The 25273-nt window shown below is 32.2% G+C and carries 24 protein-coding genes; 11 read left to right on the plus strand and 13 right to left on the minus strand.

The genetic code is table 11. From position 1 onward, the window contains the following. Positions 1-116: 116 nt before the first annotated feature. From JE46_RS06465 to tsaB, 7 genes are all read left to right on the plus strand, one after another. The gene (locus tag JE46_RS06465; RefSeq protein WP_031454444.1) at positions 117-818 is read left to right on the plus strand and encodes an ABC transporter ATP-binding protein; all 702 of its coding nucleotides are present in this window, start codon (positions 117-119) and stop codon (positions 816-818) included. After that, complete coding sequence (locus JE46_RS06470) at positions 811-2055, plus strand: ABC transporter permease (RefSeq protein WP_031454445.1); 1245 nt, start codon at positions 811-813, stop codon at positions 2053-2055. Before JE46_RS06465 ends, JE46_RS06470 begins: the two co-directional genes overlap by 8 nt. Before the next feature lie 2 nt (positions 2056-2057). Further along, a complete protein-coding gene (locus JE46_RS06475) occupies positions 2058-3323 on the plus strand; it encodes an ABC transporter permease (protein WP_031454446.1) in 1266 nt (421 codons plus the stop codon). A 36-nt stretch (positions 3324-3359) separates the two neighbouring features. Next, positions 3360-4481, plus strand: coding sequence for an efflux RND transporter periplasmic adaptor subunit (locus JE46_RS06480; protein WP_031454447.1), 1122 nt, complete (start codon positions 3360-3362; stop codon positions 4479-4481). A 79-nt stretch (positions 4482-4560) separates the two neighbouring features. Continuing rightward, positions 4561-6012, plus strand: a complete 1452-nt coding sequence (locus JE46_RS06485; protein WP_031454448.1) for a TolC family protein — start codon at positions 4561-4563, stop codon at positions 6010-6012. 6 nt (positions 6013-6018) lie between these two features. Then, positions 6019-7311, plus strand: a complete 1293-nt coding sequence (locus tag JE46_RS06490) for an efflux RND transporter periplasmic adaptor subunit (RefSeq protein ID WP_031454449.1) — start codon at positions 6019-6021, stop codon at positions 7309-7311. Positions 7312-7600: 289 nt separating this feature from the next. Beyond that, the gene (gene tsaB, locus JE46_RS06500) at positions 7601-8272 is read left to right on the plus strand and encodes a tRNA (adenosine(37)-N6)-threonylcarbamoyltransferase complex dimerization subunit type 1 TsaB (protein WP_031454451.1); all 672 of its coding nucleotides are present in this window, start codon (positions 7601-7603) and stop codon (positions 8270-8272) included. Between the two features lie 7 nt (positions 8273-8279). Here tsaB and JE46_RS06505 read toward each other — a convergent pair whose 3' ends face one another. From JE46_RS06505 to JE46_RS06515, 3 genes are all read right to left on the minus strand, one after another. Continuing rightward, positions 8280-9092 carry a mechanosensitive ion channel family protein gene (locus JE46_RS06505; protein ID WP_031454452.1) on the minus strand — a complete coding sequence of 271 codons (813 nt, stop codon included), beginning with the start codon at positions 9090-9092 and terminating at the stop codon, positions 8280-8282. 106 nt (positions 9093-9198) lie between these two features. Then, a complete protein-coding gene (locus tag JE46_RS06510; protein WP_031454453.1) occupies positions 9199-9573 on the minus strand; it encodes a YtxH domain-containing protein in 375 nt (124 codons plus the stop codon). A 144-nt stretch (positions 9574-9717) separates the two neighbouring features. Then, positions 9718-10617, minus strand: coding sequence for a NifU family protein (locus JE46_RS06515; protein ID WP_031454454.1), 900 nt, complete (start codon positions 10615-10617; stop codon positions 9718-9720). Positions 10618-10739: 122 nt separating this feature from the next. Here JE46_RS06515 and JE46_RS06520 point away from each other — a divergent pair, with 122 nt between their 5' ends. Beyond that, positions 10740-11741 carry a PorP/SprF family type IX secretion system membrane protein gene (locus JE46_RS06520; protein ID WP_031454455.1) on the plus strand — a complete coding sequence of 334 codons (1002 nt, stop codon included), beginning with the start codon at positions 10740-10742 and terminating at the stop codon, positions 11739-11741. A gap of 12 nt (positions 11742-11753) precedes the next feature. Continuing rightward, positions 11754-12272, plus strand: a complete 519-nt coding sequence (locus tag JE46_RS06525; RefSeq protein ID WP_031454456.1) for a gamma carbonic anhydrase family protein — start codon at positions 11754-11756, stop codon at positions 12270-12272. Between the two features lie 2 nt (positions 12273-12274). Here JE46_RS06525 and JE46_RS06530 read toward each other — a convergent pair whose 3' ends face one another. The 5 genes from JE46_RS06530 to JE46_RS06550 all read right to left on the minus strand — a co-directional run bounded on the left by JE46_RS06530 (position 12275) and on the right by JE46_RS06550 (position 16393). Beyond that, a complete protein-coding gene (locus JE46_RS06530) occupies positions 12275-12988 on the minus strand; it encodes a LytR/AlgR family response regulator transcription factor (protein ID WP_031454457.1) in 714 nt (237 codons plus the stop codon). A 116-nt stretch (positions 12989-13104) separates the two neighbouring features. Then, positions 13105-13875 carry a sensor histidine kinase gene (locus JE46_RS06535; protein WP_236010736.1) on the minus strand — a complete coding sequence of 257 codons (771 nt, stop codon included), beginning with the start codon at positions 13873-13875 and terminating at the stop codon, positions 13105-13107. A 327-nt stretch (positions 13876-14202) separates the two neighbouring features. Continuing rightward, positions 14203-14457, minus strand: coding sequence for a DUF4907 domain-containing protein (locus JE46_RS06540; RefSeq protein ID WP_223255418.1), 255 nt, complete (start codon positions 14455-14457; stop codon positions 14203-14205). Positions 14458-14527: 70 nt separating this feature from the next. Further along, on the minus strand, positions 14528-15535 hold the full coding sequence (locus JE46_RS06545; protein ID WP_031454460.1) for a Kelch repeat-containing protein: 1008 nt from the start codon (positions 15533-15535) through the stop codon (positions 14528-14530). Positions 15536-15550: 15 nt separating this feature from the next. Further along, positions 15551-16393 (minus strand): DUF6268 family outer membrane beta-barrel protein, encoded by an 843-nt coding sequence (locus tag JE46_RS06550; protein WP_031454461.1) that lies wholly within the window; start codon positions 16391-16393, stop codon positions 15551-15553. 232 nt (positions 16394-16625) lie between these two features. Here JE46_RS06550 and JE46_RS06555 point away from each other — a divergent pair, with 232 nt between their 5' ends. Then, positions 16626-17948 (plus strand): DUF4270 family protein, encoded by a 1323-nt coding sequence (locus tag JE46_RS06555; protein ID WP_031454462.1) that lies wholly within the window; start codon positions 16626-16628, stop codon positions 17946-17948. After that, positions 17949-19184 carry a PorV/PorQ family protein gene (locus tag JE46_RS06560; protein ID WP_031454463.1) on the plus strand — a complete coding sequence of 412 codons (1236 nt, stop codon included), beginning with the start codon at positions 17949-17951 and terminating at the stop codon, positions 19182-19184. Positions 19185-19189: 5 nt separating this feature from the next. On the opposite strand, the gene murI is transcribed toward JE46_RS06560, so the two are convergent. The 5 genes from murI to JE46_RS06585 form a co-directional block, all read right to left on the minus strand. Then, entirely contained in the window at positions 19190-19966 is a 777-nt protein-coding gene (gene murI / locus JE46_RS06565) for a glutamate racemase (protein WP_031454464.1), read from the minus strand. 344 nt (positions 19967-20310) lie between these two features. Beyond that, positions 20311-20814 carry an OmpH family outer membrane protein gene (locus JE46_RS06570; RefSeq protein ID WP_180904065.1) on the minus strand — a complete coding sequence of 168 codons (504 nt, stop codon included), beginning with the start codon at positions 20812-20814 and terminating at the stop codon, positions 20311-20313. Between the two features lie 13 nt (positions 20815-20827). Beyond that, on the minus strand, positions 20828-21820 hold the full coding sequence (locus tag JE46_RS06575) for an OmpH family outer membrane protein (RefSeq protein WP_031454466.1): 993 nt from the start codon (positions 21818-21820) through the stop codon (positions 20828-20830). Between the two features lie 41 nt (positions 21821-21861). Beyond that, positions 21862-24600, minus strand: coding sequence for a BamA/OMP85 family outer membrane protein (locus JE46_RS06580; RefSeq protein ID WP_031454467.1), 2739 nt, complete (start codon positions 24598-24600; stop codon positions 21862-21864). Continuing rightward, positions 24533-25273: an isoprenyl transferase gene (locus JE46_RS06585; protein WP_031454468.1), complete on the minus strand. Its 741-nt coding sequence runs from the start codon at positions 25271-25273 to the stop codon at positions 24533-24535. Before JE46_RS06585 ends, JE46_RS06580 begins: the two co-directional genes overlap by 68 nt.

The following is a 25273-nucleotide window of genomic DNA, read 5'->3' on the forward strand; positions in this document are numbered from 1 at the left end:
TAACAATTAGTCAATTATGTAGTCTTATTCTAAAAGTCAGATAAAATTTATTAACTTTTTATTACCATAAAATACGTAATTAAAATGTTATTATTGTCTTAAAATTCAGCGGTATTATGATTGAAATCAAAGATTTGCATAAATCCTATAAAATGGGAAGTTCAGAATTGCATGTGTTAAAAGGGATAAATTTTAATATAGAAGAAGGAGAACTTGTTGCCATAATGGGATCTTCCGGTTCAGGAAAATCTACACTTCTTAATATTTTAGGAATTCTGGATGAGGCAGATTCAGGAAGTTACATATTAGATAAAACTCCGATAAAAAATCTTAACGAAACAATAGCATCAAAATATCGGAATAAATTTCTGGGATTTGTTTTTCAATCTTTCAATTTAATAAATTATAAGACTGCTCTTGATAATGTAGCTATGCCGTTATATTATCAAGGAATAAAAAGAAAAGAACGCTACGATATTGCAATGAAATATTTGGAGAAAGTAGGACTGGGGTCTCATTCGCATCACTTACCAAATGAACTTTCAGGAGGTCAAAAACAACGTGTTGCCATTGCAAGGGCATTGGCATCAAATCCGAAAGTTTTATTGGCAGATGAGCCAACAGGGGCTTTAGATACTAAAACTTCTTATGAGGTTATGGAACTTATTCAGGGAATTAATGATGAAGGAAAGACTATTTTAATTGTTACTCATGAGCCTGATATTGCCGCTATGTGCAAAAGAAATGTAGTCCTGAAAGACGGATTAATTATTGACGATAAAAAGGTAGAACAAGTTAGAGCATCATCTTATGTTTAATATTGAACGTTGGCAGGAAATTTTTGAAGCAATCTCCAAAAACAGGTTAAGAACATTTCTTACCGGAATTTCTGTGGCTTCTGGAATTTTTATTTTAGTGATTTTGCTTGGTGCCGGAAAAGGACTTCAAAATGGAATTGAAAAGCAATTCGAGAATGATGCTAAAGGAATTATTGAAGTTTGGTCAAATGTCACAACTAAAGAATACAAAGGATTAAATCCAGGCAGGCAAATTCAGTTAAGAAACAGTGATTATGATCTTCCGGTTAAAAAATTTGATGAAGAGATTGATAAAAAATCATCTGTTCGTAATACGTGGGGAGGTATTGTGAGTTATGGAAAAGAATCCGGAAATTATCAGTTTAGGGGTATTAGCCCGGATTATTTGTCTCTTGAAAATGGTACTATTATTAAGGGACGTTTCATTAACAATAGTGATATGAAAAATAATGAGAAAGTAGTTGCCATTGGTTTGAAGGTTAAGCAGGATTTGTTTAAAGAGAAAGACCCAATAGGAAAAGAGATTTTAGTCAATAATATAAATTTTAAAGTAATTGGAGTTTTTACAGATCCTTCCGGAGAAAGAGAAGAATCCAGGATTTATATGCCTATGACCACTAATCAGCGTGCTTTTGGTGCAGGTGATAAAATAACCGGTATGCAGTTTGTTTTGAATAAGAAAGCCAATTATGATGAAGCTTTGGCACAGTCAAAAAAATTTACCGAAGATGTCAAAAGGTTATTAAAAGCTAAAAACATTATTGCTCCAAATGACGATAGTGCTATAGGAGTTTATAATTCTGTTGAAGAAGCAAAACAATTTTATGATTTAAATCTTTATATCAGATTGTTCTTTTGGTGGGTTGGTATTTGTACTATTATTGCCGGTGTTGTTGGGGTAAGTAATATTATGCTTATCATTGTAAAAGAAAGAACTAAAGAAATTGGAATCAGAAAAGCGTTAGGAGCATCACCTTTTTCTATTATTTCGATGATACTTCATGAATCTATTTTTATCACCACTATTGCCGGCTTTTCCGGACTATTGGCTAGTTTGTTATTGCTGGAATTTGTTGGACCAATGGTTCAGAGCGAATATTTCAGAAATCCTGAAGTCGATTTTAGTGTAGCTCTAACAACACTTGTTTTACTTGTATTTGCAGGAGCCATGGCAGGTTTTTTCCCGGCATACAGAGCTGCAAAAATAAAACCTATTGTAGCACTTAGAGACGAATAACTATGTTTAGCAAAGATAATTGGGATGAGATTTTACAGGCTTTAACAGCCAATGTTTTTAGAACAGTCTTAACTGCATTTGGTGTGTTTTGGGGTATATTTATTTTAGTAATATTACTTGCTGCAGGAAATGGATTGGAAAACGGGGTAAAAAAAGGTTTTGACGGAATAGCTACAAACACTATGTTTATGTGGAGCCAGACGACATCAAAAGCATATAAAGGCTTACCAAAAGTACGTCGTTATGATTTTAGAAATAGTGATGTTGCATCTTTAAAAGCAGCTTTCCCAGATTTATTATATGTTTCTCCCCGAAATCAATTGGGTGATTTTAATGGGACAAACAATGTAGTTAGAGGGACAAAAACTTCTGCATTTACCATTTATGGTGATTATCCTGAATTGATAAAGCAGCAGCCAATGGATATCACAAAAGGACGTTTTATAAATCAACAGGACATACTTGAAAGAAGAAAAGTAGCGGTAATTGGAAAAGGTGTTATTACTGAGCTTTATGGAAAAGAAGAAGAAGCTGTTGGGACATATGTAAAAATCAACGGAATTAATTTTATGGTCGTTGGGGTATATAACTCTAAACAACAAGGAGGAAATGCTGAGCAGGAACAAAAAAATATTTTTGTCCCGTTTACAACTTTTCAGCAAGCTTTTAATTATGGAGATAAAGTAGGATGGATGGCGCTTACAGCCAAAGATGAAACATCTATTACGGCTTTAAAACCACAGATTTTAGAAAAAATAAAAGCACTTCACTCGGTTAATCCTGCTGATGAAAGAGCAGTTGGGAATTTTGATTTATACGAACAGTTTAATAAAGTGCAAAGTCTTTTTAATATTTTAAAAATCATTGCTTATTTTGTAGGAACTTTGGTGTTGATTTCCGGTGTAATCGGTATTTCAAATATTATGCTTATTGTAGTTAAAGAACGTACGAAAGAAATTGGAATTCGGAGAGCTTTGGGTGCTACTCCGGCAGCAGTTAGAGGACAGATTTTATCAGAAGCCATATTTTTAACAATCATTTCAGGTATGTTTGGGATAGCCGTAGCGACCGGAATCATTGCGCTTTTAAACATGGCATTAGATTCAATGCCTCCAAATAGCAATACCATGTTTGCAAACCCAAGTGTAGACTTAGGAGTTGTATTTGTTGCTTTACTAATATTAGTGGGATCAGGGCTATTAGCGGGTTTTATTCCGGCTCAGATTGCAATAAAAGTAAAGCCCGTTGATGCATTAAGAACAGAATAAAATTATCAATCAAAATAATCGATTAAATAATAACAAATGAAAAAAGGAATAACCATAACTATTTTAGTTCTTATTACCATTATCTTTTTTGGCGCTTTATATTATTTGTATGCTAAAAACCAGGAATCACCAATTGTTTTTAAAACAGAAAAAGCTGAAATTAAAACGATTGTAAAAAATACTATTGCTACCGGTAATATTCAGCCTGATGAAGAAGTTTTAATCAAACCAAATATTTCAGGTATTATTGAAGCGGTTTATATTAAAGCCGGAGAAAAAATTAAAGCCGGAGATATGATTGCAAAAATTAAGGTTGTTGCAAATGTATCTAACGTGAGCAGTACTCAAAATCAGGTTCAGACAGCTAAAATTGCTTTAGATAATCAGGAGAAGATATATCAAAGACAAAAGACCTTATTTGATAAAGATGTAATTTCTGCTAATGATTTTGACGCAGCACAATTGGCTTATAAGCAGGCTAAACAAAATTATTTGTCTGCAAAACAAAACCTGGATATTGTAAAAACAGGAACAACAGCATCATTAGGAAATTATGCCAATACACTTATTCGTTCTACAGTTAACGGAATGATTTTAGACGTACCGGTGAAAGTAGGGAATCAGGTTATTGAGAGTAATAATTTTAATGAAGGAACGACTATAGCAAGTGTTGCAGATGTTGGAAGAATGATTTTTATTGGAAAGATAGATGAATCTGAAGTTGGAAAAATAAAAGAAAAAATGGCAATCGAAATTACAGTCGGAGCCATAGAAAATAAAAAATTTAATGCAGTTTTAACTTATATAGCTCCCAAAGGAGTAACTGAAAACGGAGCGATTCAATTTGAGATTAAAGCTTCTTTAGAAAATAGAGATGCTACTTTTATTAGAGCTGGTTTAAGTGCAAATGCTTCAATTATTTTGGAAAAGGCAGACAAGGTTTTGGCTATCAAAGAATCATTGGTTCAATTTGACAAAAAAACGCAAAAACCATATGTAGAAGTAGAGACTACTGCTCAAAAATTTCAACGTAAAAATTTGGTTTTAGGAGTTAGTGATGGAATTTATGTTCAGGTTAAGGGCGGGATCAAATCTTCTGATAAAATTAAAATCTGGAATCAGGGATTGATTAGTGAAGGAGAAGGCGAAAAAAAATAATTTGATTTTGTAAAAGATTTTTGGGTTTATAAAATGTTAAATTTGCATGGTATCTTTACTCTGCTTTCATTCGAAATATATGAAAATAAATAAATATAATAATCTTGTTTTTGCCTTGTTATTTGGGCTTGGATTATCAGCTCAGGCACAAACAAAACAATGGACACTGGAAGAATGTGTGCGATATGCATTAGATAATAATATCACCATAAAACTATCTGAGTTAGATGTTAAAAACGCAGCAATAGATAAAAAAGATGCTTTTGGAAATTATCTGCCTTCTGTAAACGGTAGTGCTTCCCATTCATGGAACGTTGGTTTGAATCAAAATATTACTACCGGTTTACTTGAAAATCAAACTACACAATATTCTTCTGTAGGTCTTAGTGTGGGTGTTGATATTTACAAAGGATTACAAATTCAAAATACTTATAGAAGAACAAAACTATCTATTATTGCATCACAATATCAATTGGTAAAAATGCAGGAGGATATTTCTCTAAATGTTGCAAATGCTTTTTTAGAAATTCTTTTCAATAAAGAAAATTTGAAAGTTAAAAAAGAGCAAATGATAATTGATGAAAAACGATTTGCCCGTTCGGAAGAGATGGTTAAAGCAGGTACAATTCCACGTGGTGATTTGTACGACCTTAAAGCTACTGTCGCAACAGACCAGCAAGCAATTATTGTTGCAGAAAATAGTTTGTTAATTTCTAAATTGAGTTTGGCGCAATTATTACAGCTTAAGGATTTTACAGATTTTGATGTAATTGATGATACCAATGTAAAAGATGAAAATAATATCTTGGCGCAAAATCCGGTAGATATTTACAACAAAGCCAAAGAGATTAGAACCGACTTAAAGATTGCACAGACTAATCTTGAAATTGCTGAAAAAAATGTAGCGATTGCTAAAGGTGCTTATCAGCCTACTTTGAGTGCTTTTTATAATTTTAATACCAGAGCAAGTTATTCAGATATTGTGACGGGATCAGTTCCGAATACGTTAAATCCAACTTCACAAATTGGTTATGTAGAAGGAACAAATCAGTCAGTTTTGACGAATAATTATTCTCCGGTTTTGGGAAGTCCGGATGGAATTTTGGATCAATTTAGTAACAATAAAGGTCAATCTTTTGGTTTTCAATTGTCAGTTCCAATTTTCAACGGTTTTTCAGTACGAAATAATGTTGAGCGTAATAAAGTAAGTTTAGAAAAATCTAAAATAGATTTAGAGCAAAAAAGTTTAGATTTGCAACGTAATGTTTACACAGCTTTTACAGATGCAAAAGGAGCATTAAATGCTTATGAATCTTCGACTGTGACATTAGAAGCAAGACAACAATCATATAATTATGCGAAAGAAAAATACGATGTTGGTTTAATGAATTCATTTGATTTCACCCAGGCGCAGACATTACTGACCAACGCGCAATCTGATCTTATCAGAACAAAATATGATTACATGTTCAAAATAAAAATACTTGAATTTTACTTTGGGATTCCAATAGTTCCGGTTATTCAAAAATAATTTATTATGTCAAAAAAAACAATTTATTTCTTAGTCGGTGGTGCAATAGTTATTATTACTACTTTACTAGTACTTTCAAAATCGGGAGTAATAGGAAATAAGGACGAAGGCAAAGAAGTAGAAATATCAAAAGTAACAGCTTCAACTATTATTGAAACAGTTTCAGCTACAGGAAAAATTCAACCTGAAATAGAAGTTAAAATATCTCCGGAAGTTTCAGGGGAGATTATTTTGTTAAACGTAAAAGAAGGTCAGGTTGTAAAAAAAGGTGATTTGCTGGTAAAAATAAATCCGGATTTATACACCTCAAGTTATAATCGTTCTGTTTCGAATTTATCCGGAACCAAGGCTGGCTTAACTCAATCAGAAGCAAGTTTTAAAGAAGCAAAAGCGAATTATGAGCGAAATAAAACCTTGTATGATAAAGGTGTTATTTCAAAATCTGACTGGGACAAGGCTATCGCTTCATTTGAAGTTGCTAAAGCGACCAGACAAAGTTCGTATTATAATGTTCAAAGTGCTTCTGCATCTGTAAATGAGGCAAAAGATAATTTAGGGCGTACCACAATTTATGCTCCGGCAGACGGAACTATTTCAGTATTAAATGTAGAGTTGGGTGAACGTGTTCTGGGAACGCAGCAAATGGCCGGAACAGAACTTTTAAGAGTGGCAAATCTTAACAACATGGAAGTTGAAGTAGATGTAAATGAAAATGATATTGTAAAAATAAAAATAGGTGATGAAGCAAATGTAGAAGTTGATGCTTATCTAAAGAAAAAATTTAAAGGTACTGTAACAAGTATTTCGAATTCTGCAAGTACCACTTTGACTTCAGATCAGGTGACTAATTTTAAGGTAAAGGTTAGGATTTTAAAAGAATCTTACCTGGATCTGCTGGAAGGGAAGCCTGCATCATATTCACCATTCAGACCGGGAATGACAGCAACTGTTGATATTATCACAAATACAAAACATAATGTTTTGGCAGTGCCAATTAGTTCTGTAGTAGTAAAATCAGATACATCTGCTGTAAAAGATTTTAAAGTTGAGGATCCGAATGAGGATAAAAAAGTAACGCCGAAAAGTGATAAAAGATTCGAATGTGTTTTCGTAAAAGTCGGGGATAAAGCAAAAATCAGAATTATAAAAACAGGTATTCAGGATGATACTAATATCGAGGTAATGTCTGGATTGAAATCTGGTGATGTTGTTATTACAGGTCCTTATACGACCGTTTCTAAAGAATTAAATTCCGGAGATAAGGTAAAACTTAAAAAAGCTGAAGTTACAAAAAAGTAAATCAATAGTATGATCATTGCATTGCATGGAGTTCCGGCAGAAATGCTTTTCAGTTTGCTTGGTGCTTTTACTGTTATAGTTACATATTTGATATGGGTGCATTACAGTGTTTATAAGACAAAATATTATAATGATGAGTTTAGATATTTTGCAGTACAAAAAAGACTGATTATATATTTAGGCTTTTTATTAGCAAATTTATGTGTAGCATTTCTGTTATTTTGGTTATTAACCTTTATTTTTGCAACTTTAATTTTCAGATGATTTTTTAATAAAAACACTTATTACATTGTCTTTTATTCTCAATATAGAAACCGCCACCAAAAATTGTTCTGTATCCATTGCTAAAAATGGTGAAACCGTTATATGCAAAGAAATTGCAGAAGAAGGCTATTCACATGCTGAAAAATTACATGTTTTTATAGAGGAAATAATCGCTGAAACGGGAATTTTAGTTCATGATTTAGCAGCAGTTGCCGTAAGTCAGGGGCCTGGGTCTTATACCGGTCTGCGAATAGGGGTTTCGGCAGCAAAAGGATTATGTTTTGCATTAAACATCCCATTGATTGCAGTAGATACTTTGCAAACTTTAGCATCTCAGGCTAAAGTTAATGAAGGGAAAATAATTTCAATGCTGGATGCCAGAAGAATGGAGGTTTACAGCGCAATTTATAATGCTGACTTAGAAATTGAAAGACCAATACTCGCAGAAGTTATTGATGAAAATTCGTTTAAGGATTTTACTGAAACAATTTATTTTGTTGGTGACTGTGCAGAAAAATGCAAGTTAGTTTTGTCCAACGAAAACTTCATATTTTTAGAAGATGTCAAATATCCTTCGGCTGCAGCAATGAGTAAAATCAGTTATGATAAGTATCAAAAAAGCGACACTGTAGATGTCGCTTATTTTGAACCTTATTATTTAAAAGATTTTATGATTACTCCTTCAAAAAAACAATAAGTATTTTTTATTTCTGCAGTGTATAAGGTTGAATTGCAATACCTGCTTCATCTAATGCTGTTTTGCAATTCTCCAAAGTTTCAGAAAAAACAGCTCCGTAGTTTTCGTTTTTTGCCCATGGACGAACTGCGAATTCTACAGAACTTGCCGTTAAGTTCTTTACAAAAACTTCAGGTGCCGGAGTTTTAAGAACTTTAGGGTTTTTAATTAACACGTCTAACAAAATATCCTTTGTTTTTTTGATATCAGAGTCATAAGAAACGGCAAAAGTCAAATCAGCTTTACGCTCACCCTGCATTGAATAATTAATAATATTTCCATTGGATAATGCTCCATTTGGAATAAAAACAGTTTGGTTGTTTCCTGTAATTAATTTTGTAACAAAAATTTGAATTTCTGCTACTGTAGCAATAATGCCTTGTGCTTCAATAGTATCTCCTACCTTGAATGGCTTGAAAAGAATAATCAGCATTCCGCCGGCAAAGTTTGAAAGTGAACCTTGTAATGATAAGCCCACAGCTAAACCCATTGCTCCTAAAATAGCAACAAATGATGAAGTTGGTACTCCGAGATTTGAAATAACGGTTACGAATAATAAAATTCGTAAAGCCCATAGCAATATGTCAGCAAGAAACTTAGATAAAGTGGGGTCTAAATTTCTTTTAATCATTATGTTTCTAATGATTCTGTTTGTCAATCTGATGGCGTATAAGCCAATAAATAAAATTAAAAAAGCAGAAATTAATTTCGGCGAATAATCAATTAATAAATCAATAAATCGTGTTGCGTAATTACTGAGTTGATCTGGGTTAACATCCATGTTTTTAGATAAAAAAACCTTCTCAAAGAGAAGGTATATTAATTTTGCAAATATAAAGATTTACTGTTGAAAAAAAGTCTTAATTCTTTATGAGATATAACAGTTATTAGTCATTTTCTGTTATTGCTTTTTCGCTAATGTCTACTACTGTATCATAAGATATTGGTTGAGTATTTTCAGTTTCTACACTCTCTTTTACGGAATCAATAATGTCATTTATAGAGTCTGTTGCTTTTTCTACATATTCACTTAGGATATCTTTTGCGTGATCTGTAAATTCCTCAGCTTCTTCTAATATAGGTTCTGAGGTTTCTTTAATTTTAGTAAAAGTTTCCTCGAAAAAAGTTTCTGCTTTTTCAATATATGAAGTTGCAGTCGTTTCTTCGGTTTCTGTATTGGCATTTTGTGTCTGAGTACTGAGGACGACAGAGGAATCCTTAGATTTGCCCAGTAAATTTCTTAAAAACGATGATAGTCCCATGTTTCATAAAATTAATAAGTTAAATGCAATATTAACTATTTTGCTCAAATATTAGTTTTTTTGATAAATTACTGAAAATAAGTAAAGTATGGAGCTTAAAAAAGCGCCATAAATGACGCTTTTAAATATAAATTAATTTGTTTTTTAAGCATTTAAAGCTTCAACAGTAATTTTTTCATCATTCAGCATGCTTTTTAGCATATTTTCGATACCGCTTTTTAAAGTAAATGTAGATGACGGGCAACCACTACAGGCACCTTGTAAAATCACTTTTACAACTTTGTCATTTTCATTATACGAATCAAAAGCAATATTTCCTCCATCTGCTGCAACAGCCGGCTTTACATATTCTTCCAGAATGTTAATTATTTGTTGTGATGTTACGTCTAATTTATCAAAAGCTTCATCTTTTGTAATATCATTTTTAGTAGAAGTTTCAATTAAACTTTCGTCTAAAACTGTTCCTCCATTTTCAATAAACTGTTTGATGAAAGTTCTTAGTTCAAGAGTAATTTCCTGCCAGTCATTGATGTCGTATTTTGTAACCGAAATGTAATTTTCATCAATAAAAACTTCTTTCACATATGGAAACTTAAATAATTCTTTTGCTAATGGAGAAGAAGCTGTCTGGTCTATATTTTTGTATTCAACAGCATTTTTAGTCAGCATTCTGCTTACTACAAATTTTAAGGCAGCCGGATTTGGAGTTGTTTCCCCATAAACAGTTATCGGTTGTTTTTTAGACTTGTTTTCATCTATGTTTATGATGGTACCGCCGTTATTAACAAAAGCTTCAATTTGTTCAGCAACAGCATCCTGAACATCCTCCCATTCTACAATGCTGAATCTTTCTACAGCAATAAAATTCCCTGAAATATAAACTGTTTTTACGAATGGAAGATAAAATAATTGTTGGGCTAAAGGGGATGATTTTGCTTCATCGATATTTTTGAATTCAAAATTTTGATTCTGAGTTATAAAATCTTCAAATTCGAATTTTATGATCGTCGGATTTTGAGTTTCTTTTATAGTGATTTTTGCCATGTCTGTATATTTTTTGTAAATTTAATAAAGTTATTTTCTACTAATGGCTATATTTGGTTTTTTAATAAAATAATTAAGATTCTTTTTGTAATCAATCTTGTTAAATTTAAAAAGCATCCAATATGTTTACTTATACGAAATTGAGAATCAGAATCTTATTTGTTTTTATAATCACTTCTCTTTATTCCTATTCGCAAGAAGGAATTCCGGTATACTCTGATTATTTGTCTGATAATTATTACTTGATTCACCCCTCTATGGCTGGCGCAGCAAATTGTGCCAAAATAAGATTGACTGCCAGAAAACAATGGTTTGGTCAGGATGATGCACCCTCTTTGCAAACCTTAAGTTTTAATGGTAGAGTTGGTGAAAGGTCAGGTGCGGGTATTATCGTTTTTAATGATAAAAATGGTTATCATTCGCAAAAGGGAGTGAAACTTACGTATGCCCATCATATTATGTTTTCAAGAAGTGAACTGGATTTAAACCAGCTTTCTTTTGGTATTAGCGGTGGTCTTATTCAGAGTCAGTTGGATGAAACTGCATTTGGAGGCATCTTTGACCCAATTGTTTTCGGATCAGTTCAAACAGATTCTTACTTCAATGTTGATGTAGGGGCTTCATATAATTTTTTGGATTTTTATGCTCACGCGACTGTTCAGGGACTTATTGAAACCAGAAGGCAATTATATACGGATTATGAAAGTGATAATTTGAGAAAATTTCTTTTTAGTGCGGGATACGTTTTTGGAAAAACAGAAAATATTTCCTGGGAACCTTCTATATTATTTCAATATTTTGATAAAACGAAAGAAAAGTCTATTGATCTGAATTTAAAAGCTTACAAAAATATGGATTTTGGGAGTTTATGGGCTGCATTGTCTTACAGAAGAAGTTTTGACGGAGCAAGATATAGCGCAGGAAGCGGAGCCAATAATCAAAAATTACAGTATATAACACCTATAATTGGTGTTAATTATAAAAAATTCATGTTTGCCTATACCTATTCAAACGTTACAGGCGATGTAAAATTTGATACAGGTGGTTATCATCAGATTACTCTTGGGATTAATTTGTTTTGTACCAGAGAACGATACGATTGTAAATGTCCTGCGGTTAATTAAATTTAGAATATCATGTTAATAAAAGCTGTAAACGGGAAGTCTCCCATAATTCCTGACGATTGTTATGTTGCCGAAAATGCTACTATTGTTGGTGATGTTATTTTTGGTGATTCATGTAGTGTTTGGTTCAATGCTGTGATTCGTGGCGATGTAAATTTTATTAAAATTGGGGATAAGGTCAATATTCAGGATGGTGCTATTATTCATTGTACTTATAAAAAACATCCAACAATTATTGGTAATAACGTCTCAATAGGACACAATGCGATTGTACATGGCTGTACTATTCATGATAATGTGTTGATTGGAATGGGAGCTATCGTAATGGATAATTGTGTTATCGAAAGTAATTCGATTATTGCAGCCGGGGCAGTTTTAACACAAAACACAGTGGTAACTTCAGGAAGTATTTACGCCGGTGTTCCTGCCAAAAAGGTGAAAGATATTGATCAGTCAGATTTTGCAGGCGAAATCGAGCGTATTTCAAATAATTATGTGATGTATTCAGGCTGGTTTAAAAACGAAGATTGAATTTATAAATTGATCCTTTCGAAAAAAGCATTTTTATAACTTTCACTAATCGGAATGCGTTTGTCGCTAATCAAAACCTTATTTTTTTGTATTGATTTTACATGCTTGATGTTGATGATGTATGACCTGTGAATTCTTGAAAAACCTTTGCTGAATAGTAGATTTTCTAATTTTATCAAGCTGATGAGTGTCAGAGTGAATTTGTTATCTGTAGTGTAGATTTTGACATAATCTTTCAATCCTTCGATAAATAATATATCCGAAAAATTCATTTTTACATTTTCATATTCGGCTCTCACGAACATAAAATCCTGCTCTAATTCAGGGGCTGTTGTACTTTCCGAAATAGCCTGAACTGTTGTTGGAATTAAAATTTGTTGTGCCCTAACTACAGATTTTAAAAAGCGATGAAACGGAATTGGTTTTACCAGGTAATCAACTGCACCAAGGTTAAAACCTTCAACAGCATAATCAGAATAAGCAGTTGTAAAAATAACTAAAGGTTTTTTTTCAATGGTATTTAAAAATTCAATCCCTGAGAAATGAGGCATCTGAATATCGAGAAAAATTAAATCGACATTATTTTGATTAATAAAAGAAACGGCATCAATGGCATTGTTGAAAGTGGTGATTAATTCTAATGATTCAACTTTGCTAACAAAATCTTTTAACAAATCTACTGCTAAAGGTTCGTCATCAATAATTACACATCTCATCTGTTTCGATTTAAATTTTAATAAATTGGTCAAGTCAAAAGTAGCTTTAAATGAAAGATTTACAATTTAAAATTTAGTTAAAATATTAAATTAGCTGGCTTTGTTTGGTATTGATTTTAATGAATGTCAGTTTGAATTCTATCTAGTTTTAAATGTAGATGTACATGATAATATTGCTTATCTTCTTTTATCGTTAACTCATGTGCGTTAGGATATAACAAATCTAATCTACTTTTGATATTTACTAATCCGATGCCTGAATTTTCAGGATCTTTTTCATAGCTTTCGATAGTGTTTTCAACCCAGAAATCGAGATTATTCTCTAGAATAAAAATTTTGATCTTTACATGAGCAGCTCCTTTATAATCTGTTCCGTATTTAAAGGCATTTTCAATAAATGAAATTAATAACAAAGGTTCAATGAATTTATTTTTAGTATCGCCATGAACGTTTATAACTATGGCTTCAATGTTGTTGAGCCTCAATTTTTGTAATTCAATATAATTCTGAATATAATTGATCTCTTTTTCTAAAGCCACCGTTTTATTATCTGTTTCATACAGCATATAGCGCATTAATTCAGATAATGTCACGATGGCATCAGGGACCAAATCAGATTTTTTGTGAGCCAAAGAATAGATGCTGTTAAGAGAATTAAAGAGAAAATGTGGATTAGTTTGTTTTCGTAAATAATTCAATTCAGTGTTTGTTCTGTGTGTTTCGGCTATTAATTTGTTTTGTTGGTTTTGATAAAACTCCGTTAAGGTTCTAATAATTGTACTAATGGCTGTAATTAGAAGATAAAAAAAGGATGGGCCTATTTTAAAAAAAAGAGGCTGTTTCCCCATGTCCATTCTAAATTTTTCATGTTTTAAGAAATTTTTCATTTCTGGAGGCATTGTATGCTGGGGTCGGAAATTTCTGAATTCCGGAAAAAAATAATTGATTCGTATAACCATAAAGAATACAATTAATACAATTACAAAGAAAAAAAAGAGCCAGTATTTTTTTTCTAAAAGTAAAACAGGTACTAGGTAAAAATAGTTCAGATAAAACAAAATAATTCCCGTTCCCCATTGTACATAGAAATCATTGTTGATTCTAAATGGGCTTTCATAAAATTGAATCAGTGATGTCAATATAAAGAAAGTCCATATCGTAACATGGAATAAAATTTTATTTGAATTTGTATTTTTAAGGGCACCGATATTCATTTACATTTTTATTTTTAATAAAATTAAATCATTTTTGGTTACCGATGGAGATGTATTTTGATTGAGCTTTTTTACTACTAAATCAGCCACTTTCAAAGCATCTTCCTCTGAACTAAAACTTTTGACCTCGCTAATAACCGGAATAATGGTTTGCTTGATTAGAATTTTATCTTTATGCGAAATTGTATATCCCCAGCCGGATGCGGTTTTTATAGATTCAACGTGCAAAGTTTCCTTTTCTGTGCAAGCTGTCAACTGCAGGAAAAATAGAATAAAAAGCAAATTCTTCCGGAATATTCTCCGGAAGAATTTTAAATTTGGGGCATTAATTATCATCGTCATTTTGTTCTTCTAACGGTTTGAATTCCCAGGCATCATCGAAATACGTTGAGCCAATTCTTCCTAACATTAAAAAGCCTCTATTGTTAATTGCAAAACCTACGGCATCAGTTCTGGCAGCTCCTTCGAGTGCAGTTCTTTCTTCCCATAAGTCAGTAGAAGGATTATATTCCCATACAGTTTTAATACCTTCACCGCCTACAACATATCCTAATCCGTTTAAGCTGAAACTGGATGCATTTGATCGGGTTATAGCATAGTCATTATTCCAGCTGTAATCATCATCATCATCCTGATCAATATCCCGAAGTCTGGTCCAAACATCAGTTGCGGGGTTGAACTCCCAAAAATCTACCTGATTAACACTGTTATTTACACCAGTTCCTAAATAGGCTTTGTCATTTATGACAAACACGGTAGCATTACGTCTTTTATTTCCGCTAAAACCGCTAACAAGTGTCCACGTATTAGCAGAATCATCATATTGATAAAAATCTTTTAAATAATTTCCATCATAACCTGTTCCGAAATAAGCTTTTCCGCCCACCTGAAAACCCACTGCTCCATAACGTGCCGATCCTGTAAAATCAGTTTTTTGTGTCCATGAATTGCTGCTTGGATCGTATTGATAAAAATCTTTCAGTTTGTTTGTTCCATCATATCCAAGACCAACGTATCCTTTTTCGTTTAATGTAAAACTAGAAGCAGAACTTCTTCCAATTCCGGTAAAATCAGCTTTTTGTTCCCAATAATCTCCATTTGAGTTGTAGGCCCATAAATCTTTTAAATATTCGTCTCCAGTATACCCAGTAGCAATATAAGCATAATCTCCAATAATAAAACTGGTTGCACTAGATCTGGCCGGCCCATCAAATGATGATTTTTTAATCCAGTTTCCTACTAATTCATCATCTTCGTCATCATTACTGCAGCCTATAAAAAACAGACTTGAAAATAGTGCCGCGAATAATATTCCTTTTTTTAAATTATTCATAGTGTTTAAATTTATTTATTGTTTGTATTTGATCCCAATGCTTAAAATGTAACCGTTACCGGTATTAAAATCATATAATTTATGATTGTTTTCGTCTAAAACATTATATTTTTTGTCGAAGTCATAACCAGCTTTAAAATTTATGAACCAGTTTTTATCCATATTTCTTTCATATTCTAATGCAGTTGTCATTTGGGAAGTGCTTATTTTTGCTGCCGTAGTGTATAAAGCAACAGATTCATCCAGATTGTAAAAACTGCCATTATAGCTATTACTCAAACTAAATTGGTTTCGCTCATTATTAGAATAAGTAAATTTAGAATCCGGAAAGCCTATCATTAAGCTGCTTTGATTGTTTATTTTTCCAGAAAATGATATCGTAGGTATGAATTTGGGTGAGCCGAAAACTGTTGATCTCTCAAAACCAATGTTTAAAGCTATTTTTGAATTTAATTGTTGATTCAATTGAAAACTTCCTAAAACACTTGCATCTGAAATACCCAAATTTTGTTGAAAATTAATTGTTGGTGTAATGACTAAATTTAATTTGGTAGCATCAGAAACTTTATGTGAAATTTTAAATTCGTTTTGAATTCGATTAAACTGATTCAGATTTTCAAAAGATTCATAAGCTCTGGCGTCGTATTTAATTGTAAGATTTGTGTATTCCAGTTTATTTGTAATTTCATTTTTATCGTTTAATTTTTTGGAAACAGATATAACGCTATTTACTTCATTAAAAGTAATTTCTTCTGTTGGTTCATTCTTTAAATTAAAATCGACACAAAGATTTTCTTGTGCCTTAATACTTAAAGTACAAACTAAAAACACCAACCAAACTAAAACCTTTATTTTCATTACTTCTTTAATTAGTCCAAAAGTAATGGGCAGCCTGTCTTAAAAAAAAGAAGATATATGTATGGTTGTTTTTGGTAGACGAAATGGCAATTTTTAAGGCTCAATAGGGTATTGATCTTTTAAAACCTGTTGTAGATGATTTTGTACTATCTATAGGCTAAAAATGCTGAATTGTATATGTTATGGTGTTCTCCAGAAATGTGCCTTTTATATTTGTTCAAAAAATTGGATTATGTATAAGTTTATATTGATGTTGTTTTTTGGCTTCGCAATAGTTTCATGTGGCACAGATACAGATGCAGGGGAATTCGTAGTTGGATCTGATTATCTGGCAGTAAACAACAAGGTAATTTTAATCGATACTGTAACGGTCGAAATGGCGACCATAAATTTCGATTCTCTTATTACGTCTAATCAAAGCAAAATTTTGGTTGGAAACTATGATGATCCTCTTTTTGGTAAGGTAAAATCAAACAGTTATTTTCAATTGGCTTCAGATTCGTATAGTTTAGCCAGTAGTTCATCTGATACAGAAGCAACAAATTATGTTTTCGATTCTATTTCCATGATTTTAAAATATGATAATTATTATTATGGAGATACAACCAAAGTACAAACATTTAATATTCATCGATTAATACAGAAAGTGAAACCGAATACGGACGATGATTCTTTTTATAATAATTCATCTTTAAATTATAGTCCGGAGAGTTTAGGAACTATTTCCTATAAGCCCAGACCACTTGAAAAAGATTCTATCAATATTAAAATGGATGTTGCTTTTGGACAGGCACTTTTTCAAAAATTTAAGCAAAGAGAGATTACAGATTTTGACAGTTTTACAGAATATTTGAAAGGGTTCGTACTTGTTCCGTCAACTGAAAATTCTTCAAGTGTAATTGGATTTGCTTTAACCAGCAAAGTACGGCTTTATTACTCTAAAAGTTTAAGCGATACCGAAACGTCGTATATTAAAGATTTTACTTTTTTGGATCCTACTAAACAATTCAATGCCATTTCGCTGGATAAAACCGGTACTTTAATTCAGAATTTGCCAGCTTCAAACAGTAAGTTGTCCAGTTTGCTGACCAATAATCAAAGTTATATTCAGTCTGGAACCGGTTTGGCTTGCCGAATTGATTTTCCAAACATAAAACAGCTTAAGTACATATCAGATAAAGGTGCAATTGTTGATGCCCAATTGATTGTAAAACCGGTTAATAATACGTATTCTGAAAAGTATCCTTTGGCTGATTCATTGCGGGTATATGTTGCAGATAAATTAAACAGGATTAGCAGTACTTTAAATAGCTCCTCAGGTACCGCGCTATACGCTACGCTAAACAAGGAAAGTGATGAGTTTAATGAAAATGTACAATACTCATTATCACTTGGGAATTTTTTGCAGAAAGAAATGCTCAAACAATCAGATTCCAGATCATCACTCGTTTTTGTTTTGCCAAATATTAATAAAGGCGTAAACAGGCTTGTATTAGGTGATCAAAAGCATGTGAATAATAAAATTCAATTGAAAATTTATTACCTCTCTTATTAAATGAAAAATAAAATCGCCTTTTTAAGTTGCTTCATTTTAATGTATGTAACCTCATTTTCGCAAAGTATTTCCAGTTCTCCTTATTCATTATATGGTTTAGGAAGTATATATGAAGCAGATTATGGTTCAATTCCTTCAATTGGCTCTTCCGGAATTGCACTTCCATCAGATACTTTTATTAACAATCTCAATCCCGCTTCATTAGGTTATGTACCACTGAATCATTTTATGTTTGAAATTGGAGGAAAAGCGATTGGAACAACCTTTCAGAGTAGTTCTAAAACAGAAAAGCGTAATAATTTTCAGTTTTCGCATATTGCTTTTGCATTCCCGATAACTAAAAGATCTGCTTTTAGTATTGCTTTGCGGCCCTATTCGAGCGCTTCATTCAAAATTTCAGATTTAAAATTGCCTATTTCAAATACTTCGGAATATTATACTTTGAATGCTGAGGGATCTGGTGGATTAAATAATTTTGATTTTTCATATGGTTATCGTATAAGCAAAAAATTAGCAATGGGAGTTACGGGAACTGTGCTTTTTGGAAATACTACAGATGAAAGAAGTTATCTAATTTCAAGTTCATTAACAACGATCAATAAAAAAACAGATTATAGCGGTGTACGTGCAACTTTAGGAACTCAGTATAAAATTGACTCTACTTTTACTATTGCTTCGACTTTTAAAGTGCCAAGTCAAATAAAAGCATCTAAAGTTCAGACTGTAGAAAATATAAGCAATTCAAATGAAAGCGTTATAGAATCTGATGTAGCTTCTGATGCCGATGATTATTATATGCCTTTAGAAATTGGTTTTGGAATCAGCAAACGCTTCAAAAACAATTTAATTATGACTCTTGATTATGAAAAAAGTCTTTGGAACGATACAAACCAATCAGAATTATATGGTGATTTTGTAAACCAAGATCGCTTCGCCTTAGGGTTTAGTTTTAGAAAAAATAAAGATATTAGAAGTTATTGGGATAGAGTTCAATATGGAACTGGAGTGAATTTTGACACAGGTTATCTCGAGGTTGATGGGAAAAGGGTCAATAATGCTGCAATTTCTATTGGAGTTACTTTACCGGTCGACAATACTTTTTCGGCTCTTAATATTTCTTATTCCTACGGACAAAAAGGCAAGATTGGCGATGGGTTGATAAAGGAAAATTATCATAAATTATCGCTTAATTTATCATTAGACGGAATTTGGTTCGTTAAACGAAAAATAGAATAATTAGCTTAAAAATCCTTTTGGATCACGTTGTATTTATTATTTAAAATTGATTTTAAAACAGCCGGACCTGAATTGATATAAAACACAGGTTCACTTTTTTCAGCATTAGAAAAACCTACTTTTTCACGCAAAATATTTTTGGTCTGTCTGGCTACTGCTTCTCCTGAATCTATGATTTGAATGTGTTCGGGAAGAATTTTTTTAATTTGTGAAATTAAATATGGATAATGACTGCATCCTAAAACCAAATAATCAATATTGGCTTCAATCATAGGCTGTAAATAAGTCTCTAATAACCGGGTCATTTCCGGAGAATTCAGATTTCCGTCTTCGATAAGCTGAACCAATCCATAACCAACTTGCTCTATGATTTTTGTGTCATGAAACATTTCAGCAGTCTTGTTAAACAACTCACTATTCAGGGTACCTTTAGTGGCTAAAATGCCTATAACCTGTGTTTTCGAATTATGTGCAGCAGGTTTTATGGCAGGCTCAATTCCTATAAAAGGAATGTCATATTCCGCACGAAGTTCCTGAATGGCATTTGTAGTAGCTGTATTACAGGCTACAACAATTAATTTACAGTTGTTCTCAATTAAAAAATCTACGTTTTTTCTACTTAAAGCAACAATTTCTTCTTTGGTTTTTTGACCATAAGGAGCATTTTTACTATCTGCTAAATATATGGTTTTTTCGTTCGGAAGTAATTCGTGAATAGCGCTCCATATTGAAGTTCCTCCAATTCCGGAATCAAAAACGCCTATAGGATTATTGTTCGTCATAAAATAAAGTAATATTTTTTGAGAATCTAAATTCGTACTTTTTATTGGATTTTAAGTTAAATAAATTAGAAAATTAATCGAATGTGAGTCTTTTTTAGGTTCATATTTTTCAATTTCAAAACCAGATTTTAAAGAAGAAAAAAATCCAATTTTTACAGACTAAGAGCAAGCACTTTTTTGTCTAACAGAAACCAATTTATCTAATTTGGTAAATGATTCTCAGTTTTGATCGTATAAGGTCAAATATGGGTGGTTTTACGATTAATGGAGGCGTAAAATAAAATTATAAAAACAAAAATGGCTCAACTTAAGTTGAGCCATTTTTGTAATAACAAATTTGTTTCTTAGAATCCTAAATCTTTTTTAACATCAGCAGTAATGTTTGGACCATCTGCTAATAAAAGTGTTGAACCGTCTAATACGTATTGGAAACCTTTAGCTTTTCCAACTTTTTGGATTGAAGCTCTTACTTTTTCCATTAAAGGTTTTACGATATCAGTTTCTTTTTGTTGCAATTCTTTTTGAGCATTGTCTCTGTAATCACCAATTCTCTTTTGCATATCCTGAACTTCTTTAGAGCGTTCAGCATTTACTGCTTCAGTAGCTCCAGTAGCTTCAGCTTCATACTTTTTGATTTTTGTCTGATACTCTTCAATCATTTTTTTGTATTCAGCATCGTATGTTCCACTTAATTTTTGTAATTGAGTTTGAGCATCAAGCATAGCTGGCATTTTCGACATAATCTCGCTAACATCAACATGAGCCGTTTTGGCCTGCGCATTCATTGTATTGTTTGCAGTCAAAATAAGCACTGCAGCAATTAGTAAAGTTTTGATTTGTTTCATCATTTTAAAATATTAATTAATTATTGGTCGTATTTGTTTTTTGTGCCTCGGCTTCTTTAGCTTTTTTAGCCGCTTCTCTTTCTTCTAAAATTTTCTTCTTTTTTTCTTCTAACTCTTTTTTACGCTGTTCGTAAAGTTTCTGCCTTTCTTCTGCCTTATTAACTGCAGGCTCAGTAGTTGTTGTCGGTTCAGCCGGGGTTGTTGTGTCAGTTTTAGCTGTCCCTGTTGTATTAGCAGTTTCAGAAACCGTGCCATTTTTTTTGGCTGCTTTTTCAGCTGCTATAGCATTTCTTTTATCTTCGTATTCTTTTCTTTTAGCTTCTTGTTCTAATTTTCTATCCTGAACTAATTTTTCCCTTGCTGCTTTTCTTGCATCTAAAGCCTTCTGTCTATCTGCCATTGCCGGATTTTCGTCAATCTCGTTTTCAATGTTTTCTTTGGCCTCTTGCTCTTTTAATTGTTTTTTAGTGAGTTGTTCCCTCTTTTCTGTTCTATTTAAAATACGTATAACCTGGTCACTTATATCAAATCTTTTTGCTGAAAAAAGCATAGTCAAATCAGATGATTTGTCAAAAATAAAATCGTAATTTTTTGCTTCTGCAATATCCTGAACAGTGGTAAAGACCTGATCTTGGATTGGTTTTGCCAAAGCTGCTTTTTGGCGCATTAAATTTCCGTCAACTCCAAATTGCTTTTGCTGGTATTCCAGCATTTCATTTTCAAGAAATTTAATTTCGGTTTCCCTTTCCTCAATAAGTTCTTTTGTGAGTAATGCTTTTTCGGTTTTAAGGTTTTCTTTTAATTTGTTTATTTCTAATTTTTTAATTTCGATTTCCTGCTTCCATTTAGTCGCTTTTAACTCTAATTGAGCTTTAGATTCTTTGTAATCTGAAACATTTTCTAAAATATATTCCATATCGATATAGCCAATTCTAGTCGATCTTGTTTGTGCCTCATTTGTGTTTGCTGCAATCAAAGCTAAAAATATAAATAAAAATTGTTTTCTCATACGATAGGTTTTTGTCTAAATTTTAACCAAATATCATCTTTTTAAAATTGTTGTCCAATAATAAAGTGAATTTCCTGACCATGAGCTTTGGTTTCACCTGGCTGAGCATCAAAACCATAACCAAAATCAATACCCAATAATCCAAATGCTGGCATAAATACACGTAGTCCAAAACCGGCTGAACGATACAAATCAAATGGGTTATAATTTTTAAATCCATCATATGATGCACCTGCTTCTAAAAACGTTAAAGCATAAATAGATGCTGATGGTTTTAATGTAATAGGATAACGTAATTCCATTGAGAATTTGTTATAAATGGTTGCTCCTACTTGCTGTCCATATCTGGAATCTGTTTTGTCAGTAATAATTGGAGTCAAAGAGTTGTTCTCATATCCTCTTAATCCAACTGTTTCCCTGCCATCCATAGAATAGTTAGCCATACCGTCTCCCCCTAAATAAAAACGTTCAAAAGGTACAACACCTCTATCTGCATTATAGGCTCCCATGAAACCAAATTCAGTTAATGTTCTTAAAACTAATTTTCCATATACTTTATTATACCAATCTGCTTTAAATTTAATTTTATAATATTCAAGCCAGTTGTATTTTTCCTGATCTACTTTTGCAGGATCAGCTGCTGCTTCCTCTGGAGTACTTACTACATTTCCAGCAGAATCTAAATAACTGTTTTTAGGAATTGTAACTTGGCCAGTAGCATCTGTTTGATCCGCAGTAGTTTTTCGTTTATATTCTTCTTTTTCTCCTAATGATGAATAATCTATACCATTAAACAATGAATAAGGAGGTGTTATTTTTGCTGAAACACTAAATTCTGAACCATATGTCGGGAATATAGGATTCACTCCTTTATTACTTCTCGTAAGACCAATTGTGTAGGCTAAATTTCTTGAAGTTCCATTACCAAAAGTAAAAAGTCCTGTGAAATAATTATTCAAATCATAATGTTGGTAACTTATAGATTGAGATAATACGAAATAATCATCTGGTACACTCAGTCTTTTAGCAAGTCCAAGCTGTAAAGTCAGGATGTTAAAGCTTTGGCTTTTATCTACATTACGACCATAGCTGTAATTGAATTGTTTACTATAGGAGATAGATGAACTAAATTGTACTGGTTTTTTTCCTCCAAACCAAGGTTCTGAAAATGATACACTATAAGTTTGGAAATAGGTACTTCCTTGTAAACGAAGGGATACTTTTTGGCCATCTCCCATAGGTAAAGGTTTGTAAGCTTCCTTATTAAACATGTTTCTTGCCGAAAAGTTATTAAAAGATAATCCTAAGGTTCCTATGAAACCTCCACCACCATAACCACCTTGTAACTCTACCTGGCTAGAACCTTTTTCAACCAAATTGTATTCGATATCTACTGTTCCTGATGCGGCATCTACATTTTTAAATTTAGGGTCAATTGCTTCAGGATCAAAAAATCCTAATTGTCCTATTTCACGAATGGTTCTTACTAATAGTTCTTTACTGTATTTTTCACCTGGTTTTGTTCTTAGTTCACGATAAATAACACGATCGTTTGTTTTATCGTTTCCAACGACTGATATTTTGTTGAAATAAGCAATTGGTCCTTCAGTAATTCTAATTTCAAAATCAATAGTGTCATTAGCAGTTTTTACCTCAACAGCATTAATATTTGAAAACAAATATCCGTTGTTTTGGTATAAGTTAGTAATGTCCTCACCATCTGGTTTAGTCTTATCTGCAATTCTTTTTTCTAATAAAACTCCGTTGTATGTTTCACCTTTTTTGATTCCTAAATAACGATTAAGTTGTTGATCAGAGTAAACGGTATTTCCTAAAAATTTGATATTTCCGAAGTAATATTTGTTTCCTTCTTCTAAATTAATTTTAATGGCAAGCATGTTTTTTTCTTTATTATAGGTGACAGAGTCATATATAATACGTGCATCACGATATCCTTTTTCTTTATAGGTTGCAATAACTTTTTCTAAGTCAGTCTTGTATTTTTCAGGGATAAATTTTGAAGCTTTCAGTACACGAAGGACATTTCTTTGTTTGGTGTCTTTCATAGCGCTTCTCAACTTGCTGTCTGTGAATTGTTTGTTGCCTATGAAGTCTATGCTGCTAATCTTAACCTTATCTCCTTTGTCTACACGAACGAGCATATTAACATTATTGCCTGCAGTAGTGTCAGGAGTAGTTGTAATAGTAACTTTTGTTCTATAAAATCCTTCTTTTTTGTATTTGTTTTCGATGTAATTTTTTGTAGTAGTGATTAAATTTTCATTTACAATCTTGCTCTTTGTCAGGTTGTTATCTTTTATTAATCCTTCGACTTTACTCTTTTTAATACCAACAAATTTTACTTCATTTAATTTCGGAAGCTCAACTATATTTAAGTCTAAATAGATACTGTCATTTTCTACCTTATTTACGTAAAAAGTTATTTCATCAAAAAGACCAAGTTTTCCTAATTTTTTGATTGCACCACTAATTTCTTCACCAGGAACAGTGATTTCCTGACCTTTTTGCAAACCTGAAAATGTTACAACGGTTTGTTCATTGAAGCTTATTTTACCAACAACAGAGACTTTTGCAAGAATGTATTTTTTTCCCTGATCAAAAGGAATTCTTTCTTGTGCTTTAATTTGAGAAAAACTACCCAAAATAAACAGGGTAAGTACTATTTGTATTCTTTTTTGTAACACTAAAATATTATTTAATTTGTTCACTGGTTTTTCCAAATCTGCGTTCTCTTTTTTGATAACTAATGATAGCCTCATATAAATGTTGTTCTTTAAAGTCTGGCCAGAGTACATCAGTAAAATATAATTCTGCATAGGCAATTTGCCATAGCAGAAAATTACTTATTCTGTGTTCTCCACTTGTTCGTATTAATAAATCTACGTCAGGTAAATTTTGCGTGTAAAGATGCTCATTTATAATTGAATCGTCAATAGTGTCTAATGAAATTATATTATTTTTAACTTTATCACTGATGATTCTCACGGCATTTACTAATTCTTCTCTTGATCCGTAACTTAAGGCTAATGTTAGTGTTAGACGGGTGTTGTTTTTTGTTTTATCGATGACATCCAATAATTCTTTTTGAGCAGATTTTGGTAACTTATCAAGATTTCCAATAGCATTAAGTCTGATGTTGTTTTCTTGTAAAGTAGTAAGCTCTTTTCTTAATGAATTTACAAGTATTTTCATCAATGCTTGTACTTCTAATTTTGGGCGATTCCAGTTTTCTGTAGAAAAGGCATATAAAGTTAGAAATCCAATACCAAGCTTAGCACATGTTTTAATGGTTTCTTTGACTGATTTGGTGCCATTTTCATGACCAAAAGCACGAAGAAAGCCTTGTTGTTTTGCCCAACGACCATTTCCGTCCATAATAATGGCAAGATGCTGGGGTAAGTTTGTTTTATCTATGGATTCTAATAAATTCAT

The organism is Flavobacterium chungangense LMG 26729 (genome assembly GCF_000735715.2).
Taxonomy (GTDB): Bacteria; Bacteroidota; Bacteroidia; order Flavobacteriales; family Flavobacteriaceae; genus Flavobacterium; species Flavobacterium chungangense.

What these genes read in the sequence shown, in the direction of transcription:
- JE46_RS06465 (WP_031454444.1), top strand. Translation starts at nt 117, where the DNA reads ATGATTGAAATCAAAGATTTGCATAAATCCTATAAAATGGGAAGTTCA.
- JE46_RS06470 (WP_031454445.1), top strand. Translation starts at nt 811, where the DNA reads ATGTTTAATATTGAACGTTGGCAGGAAATTTTTGAAGCAATCTCCAAA.
- JE46_RS06475 (WP_031454446.1), top strand. Translation starts at nt 2,058, where the DNA reads ATGTTTAGCAAAGATAATTGGGATGAGATTTTACAGGCTTTAACAGCC.
- JE46_RS06480 (WP_031454447.1), top strand. Translation starts at nt 3,360, where the DNA reads ATGAAAAAAGGAATAACCATAACTATTTTAGTTCTTATTACCATTATC.
- JE46_RS06485 (WP_031454448.1), top strand. Translation starts at nt 4,561, where the DNA reads ATGAAAATAAATAAATATAATAATCTTGTTTTTGCCTTGTTATTTGGG.
- JE46_RS06490 (WP_031454449.1), top strand. Translation starts at nt 6,019, where the DNA reads ATGTCAAAAAAAACAATTTATTTCTTAGTCGGTGGTGCAATAGTTATT.
- JE46_RS06505 (WP_031454452.1), bottom strand. Translation starts at nt 9,092, where the DNA reads ATGGATGTTAACCCAGATCAACTCAGTAATTACGCAACACGATTTATT.
- JE46_RS06510 (WP_031454453.1), bottom strand. Translation starts at nt 9,573, where the DNA reads ATGGGACTATCATCGTTTTTAAGAAATTTACTGGGCAAATCTAAGGAT.
- JE46_RS06515 (WP_031454454.1), bottom strand. Translation starts at nt 10,617, where the DNA reads ATGGCAAAAATCACTATAAAAGAAACTCAAAATCCGACGATCATAAAA.
- JE46_RS06520 (WP_031454455.1), top strand. Translation starts at nt 10,740, where the DNA reads ATGTTTACTTATACGAAATTGAGAATCAGAATCTTATTTGTTTTTATA.
- JE46_RS06525 (WP_031454456.1), top strand. Translation starts at nt 11,754, where the DNA reads ATGTTAATAAAAGCTGTAAACGGGAAGTCTCCCATAATTCCTGACGAT.
- JE46_RS06530 (WP_031454457.1), bottom strand. Translation starts at nt 12,988, where the DNA reads ATGAGATGTGTAATTATTGATGACGAACCTTTAGCAGTAGATTTGTTA.
- JE46_RS06535 (WP_236010736.1), bottom strand. Translation starts at nt 13,875, where the DNA reads ATGAAAAATTTCTTAAAACATGAAAAATTTAGAATGGACATGGGGAAA.
- JE46_RS06545 (WP_031454460.1), bottom strand. Translation starts at nt 15,535, where the DNA reads ATGAATAATTTAAAAAAAGGAATATTATTCGCGGCACTATTTTCAAGT.
- JE46_RS06550 (WP_031454461.1), bottom strand. Translation starts at nt 16,393, where the DNA reads ATGAAAATAAAGGTTTTAGTTTGGTTGGTGTTTTTAGTTTGTACTTTA.
- JE46_RS06555 (WP_031454462.1), top strand. Translation starts at nt 16,626, where the DNA reads ATGTATAAGTTTATATTGATGTTGTTTTTTGGCTTCGCAATAGTTTCA.
- JE46_RS06560 (WP_031454463.1), top strand. Translation starts at nt 17,949, where the DNA reads ATGAAAAATAAAATCGCCTTTTTAAGTTGCTTCATTTTAATGTATGTA.
- murI (WP_031454464.1), bottom strand. Translation starts at nt 19,966, where the DNA reads ATGACGAACAATAATCCTATAGGCGTTTTTGATTCCGGAATTGGAGGA.
- JE46_RS06570 (WP_180904065.1), bottom strand. Translation starts at nt 20,814, where the DNA reads ATGATGAAACAAATCAAAACTTTACTAATTGCTGCAGTGCTTATTTTG.
- JE46_RS06575 (WP_031454466.1), bottom strand. Translation starts at nt 21,820, where the DNA reads ATGAGAAAACAATTTTTATTTATATTTTTAGCTTTGATTGCAGCAAAC.
- JE46_RS06580 (WP_031454467.1), bottom strand. Translation starts at nt 24,600, where the DNA reads ATGAGGCTATCATTAGTTATCAAAAAAGAGAACGCAGATTTGGAAAAA.
- JE46_RS06585 (WP_031454468.1), bottom strand. Translation starts at nt 25,273, where the DNA reads ATGAATTTATTAGAATCCATAGATAAAACAAACTTACCCCAGCATCTT.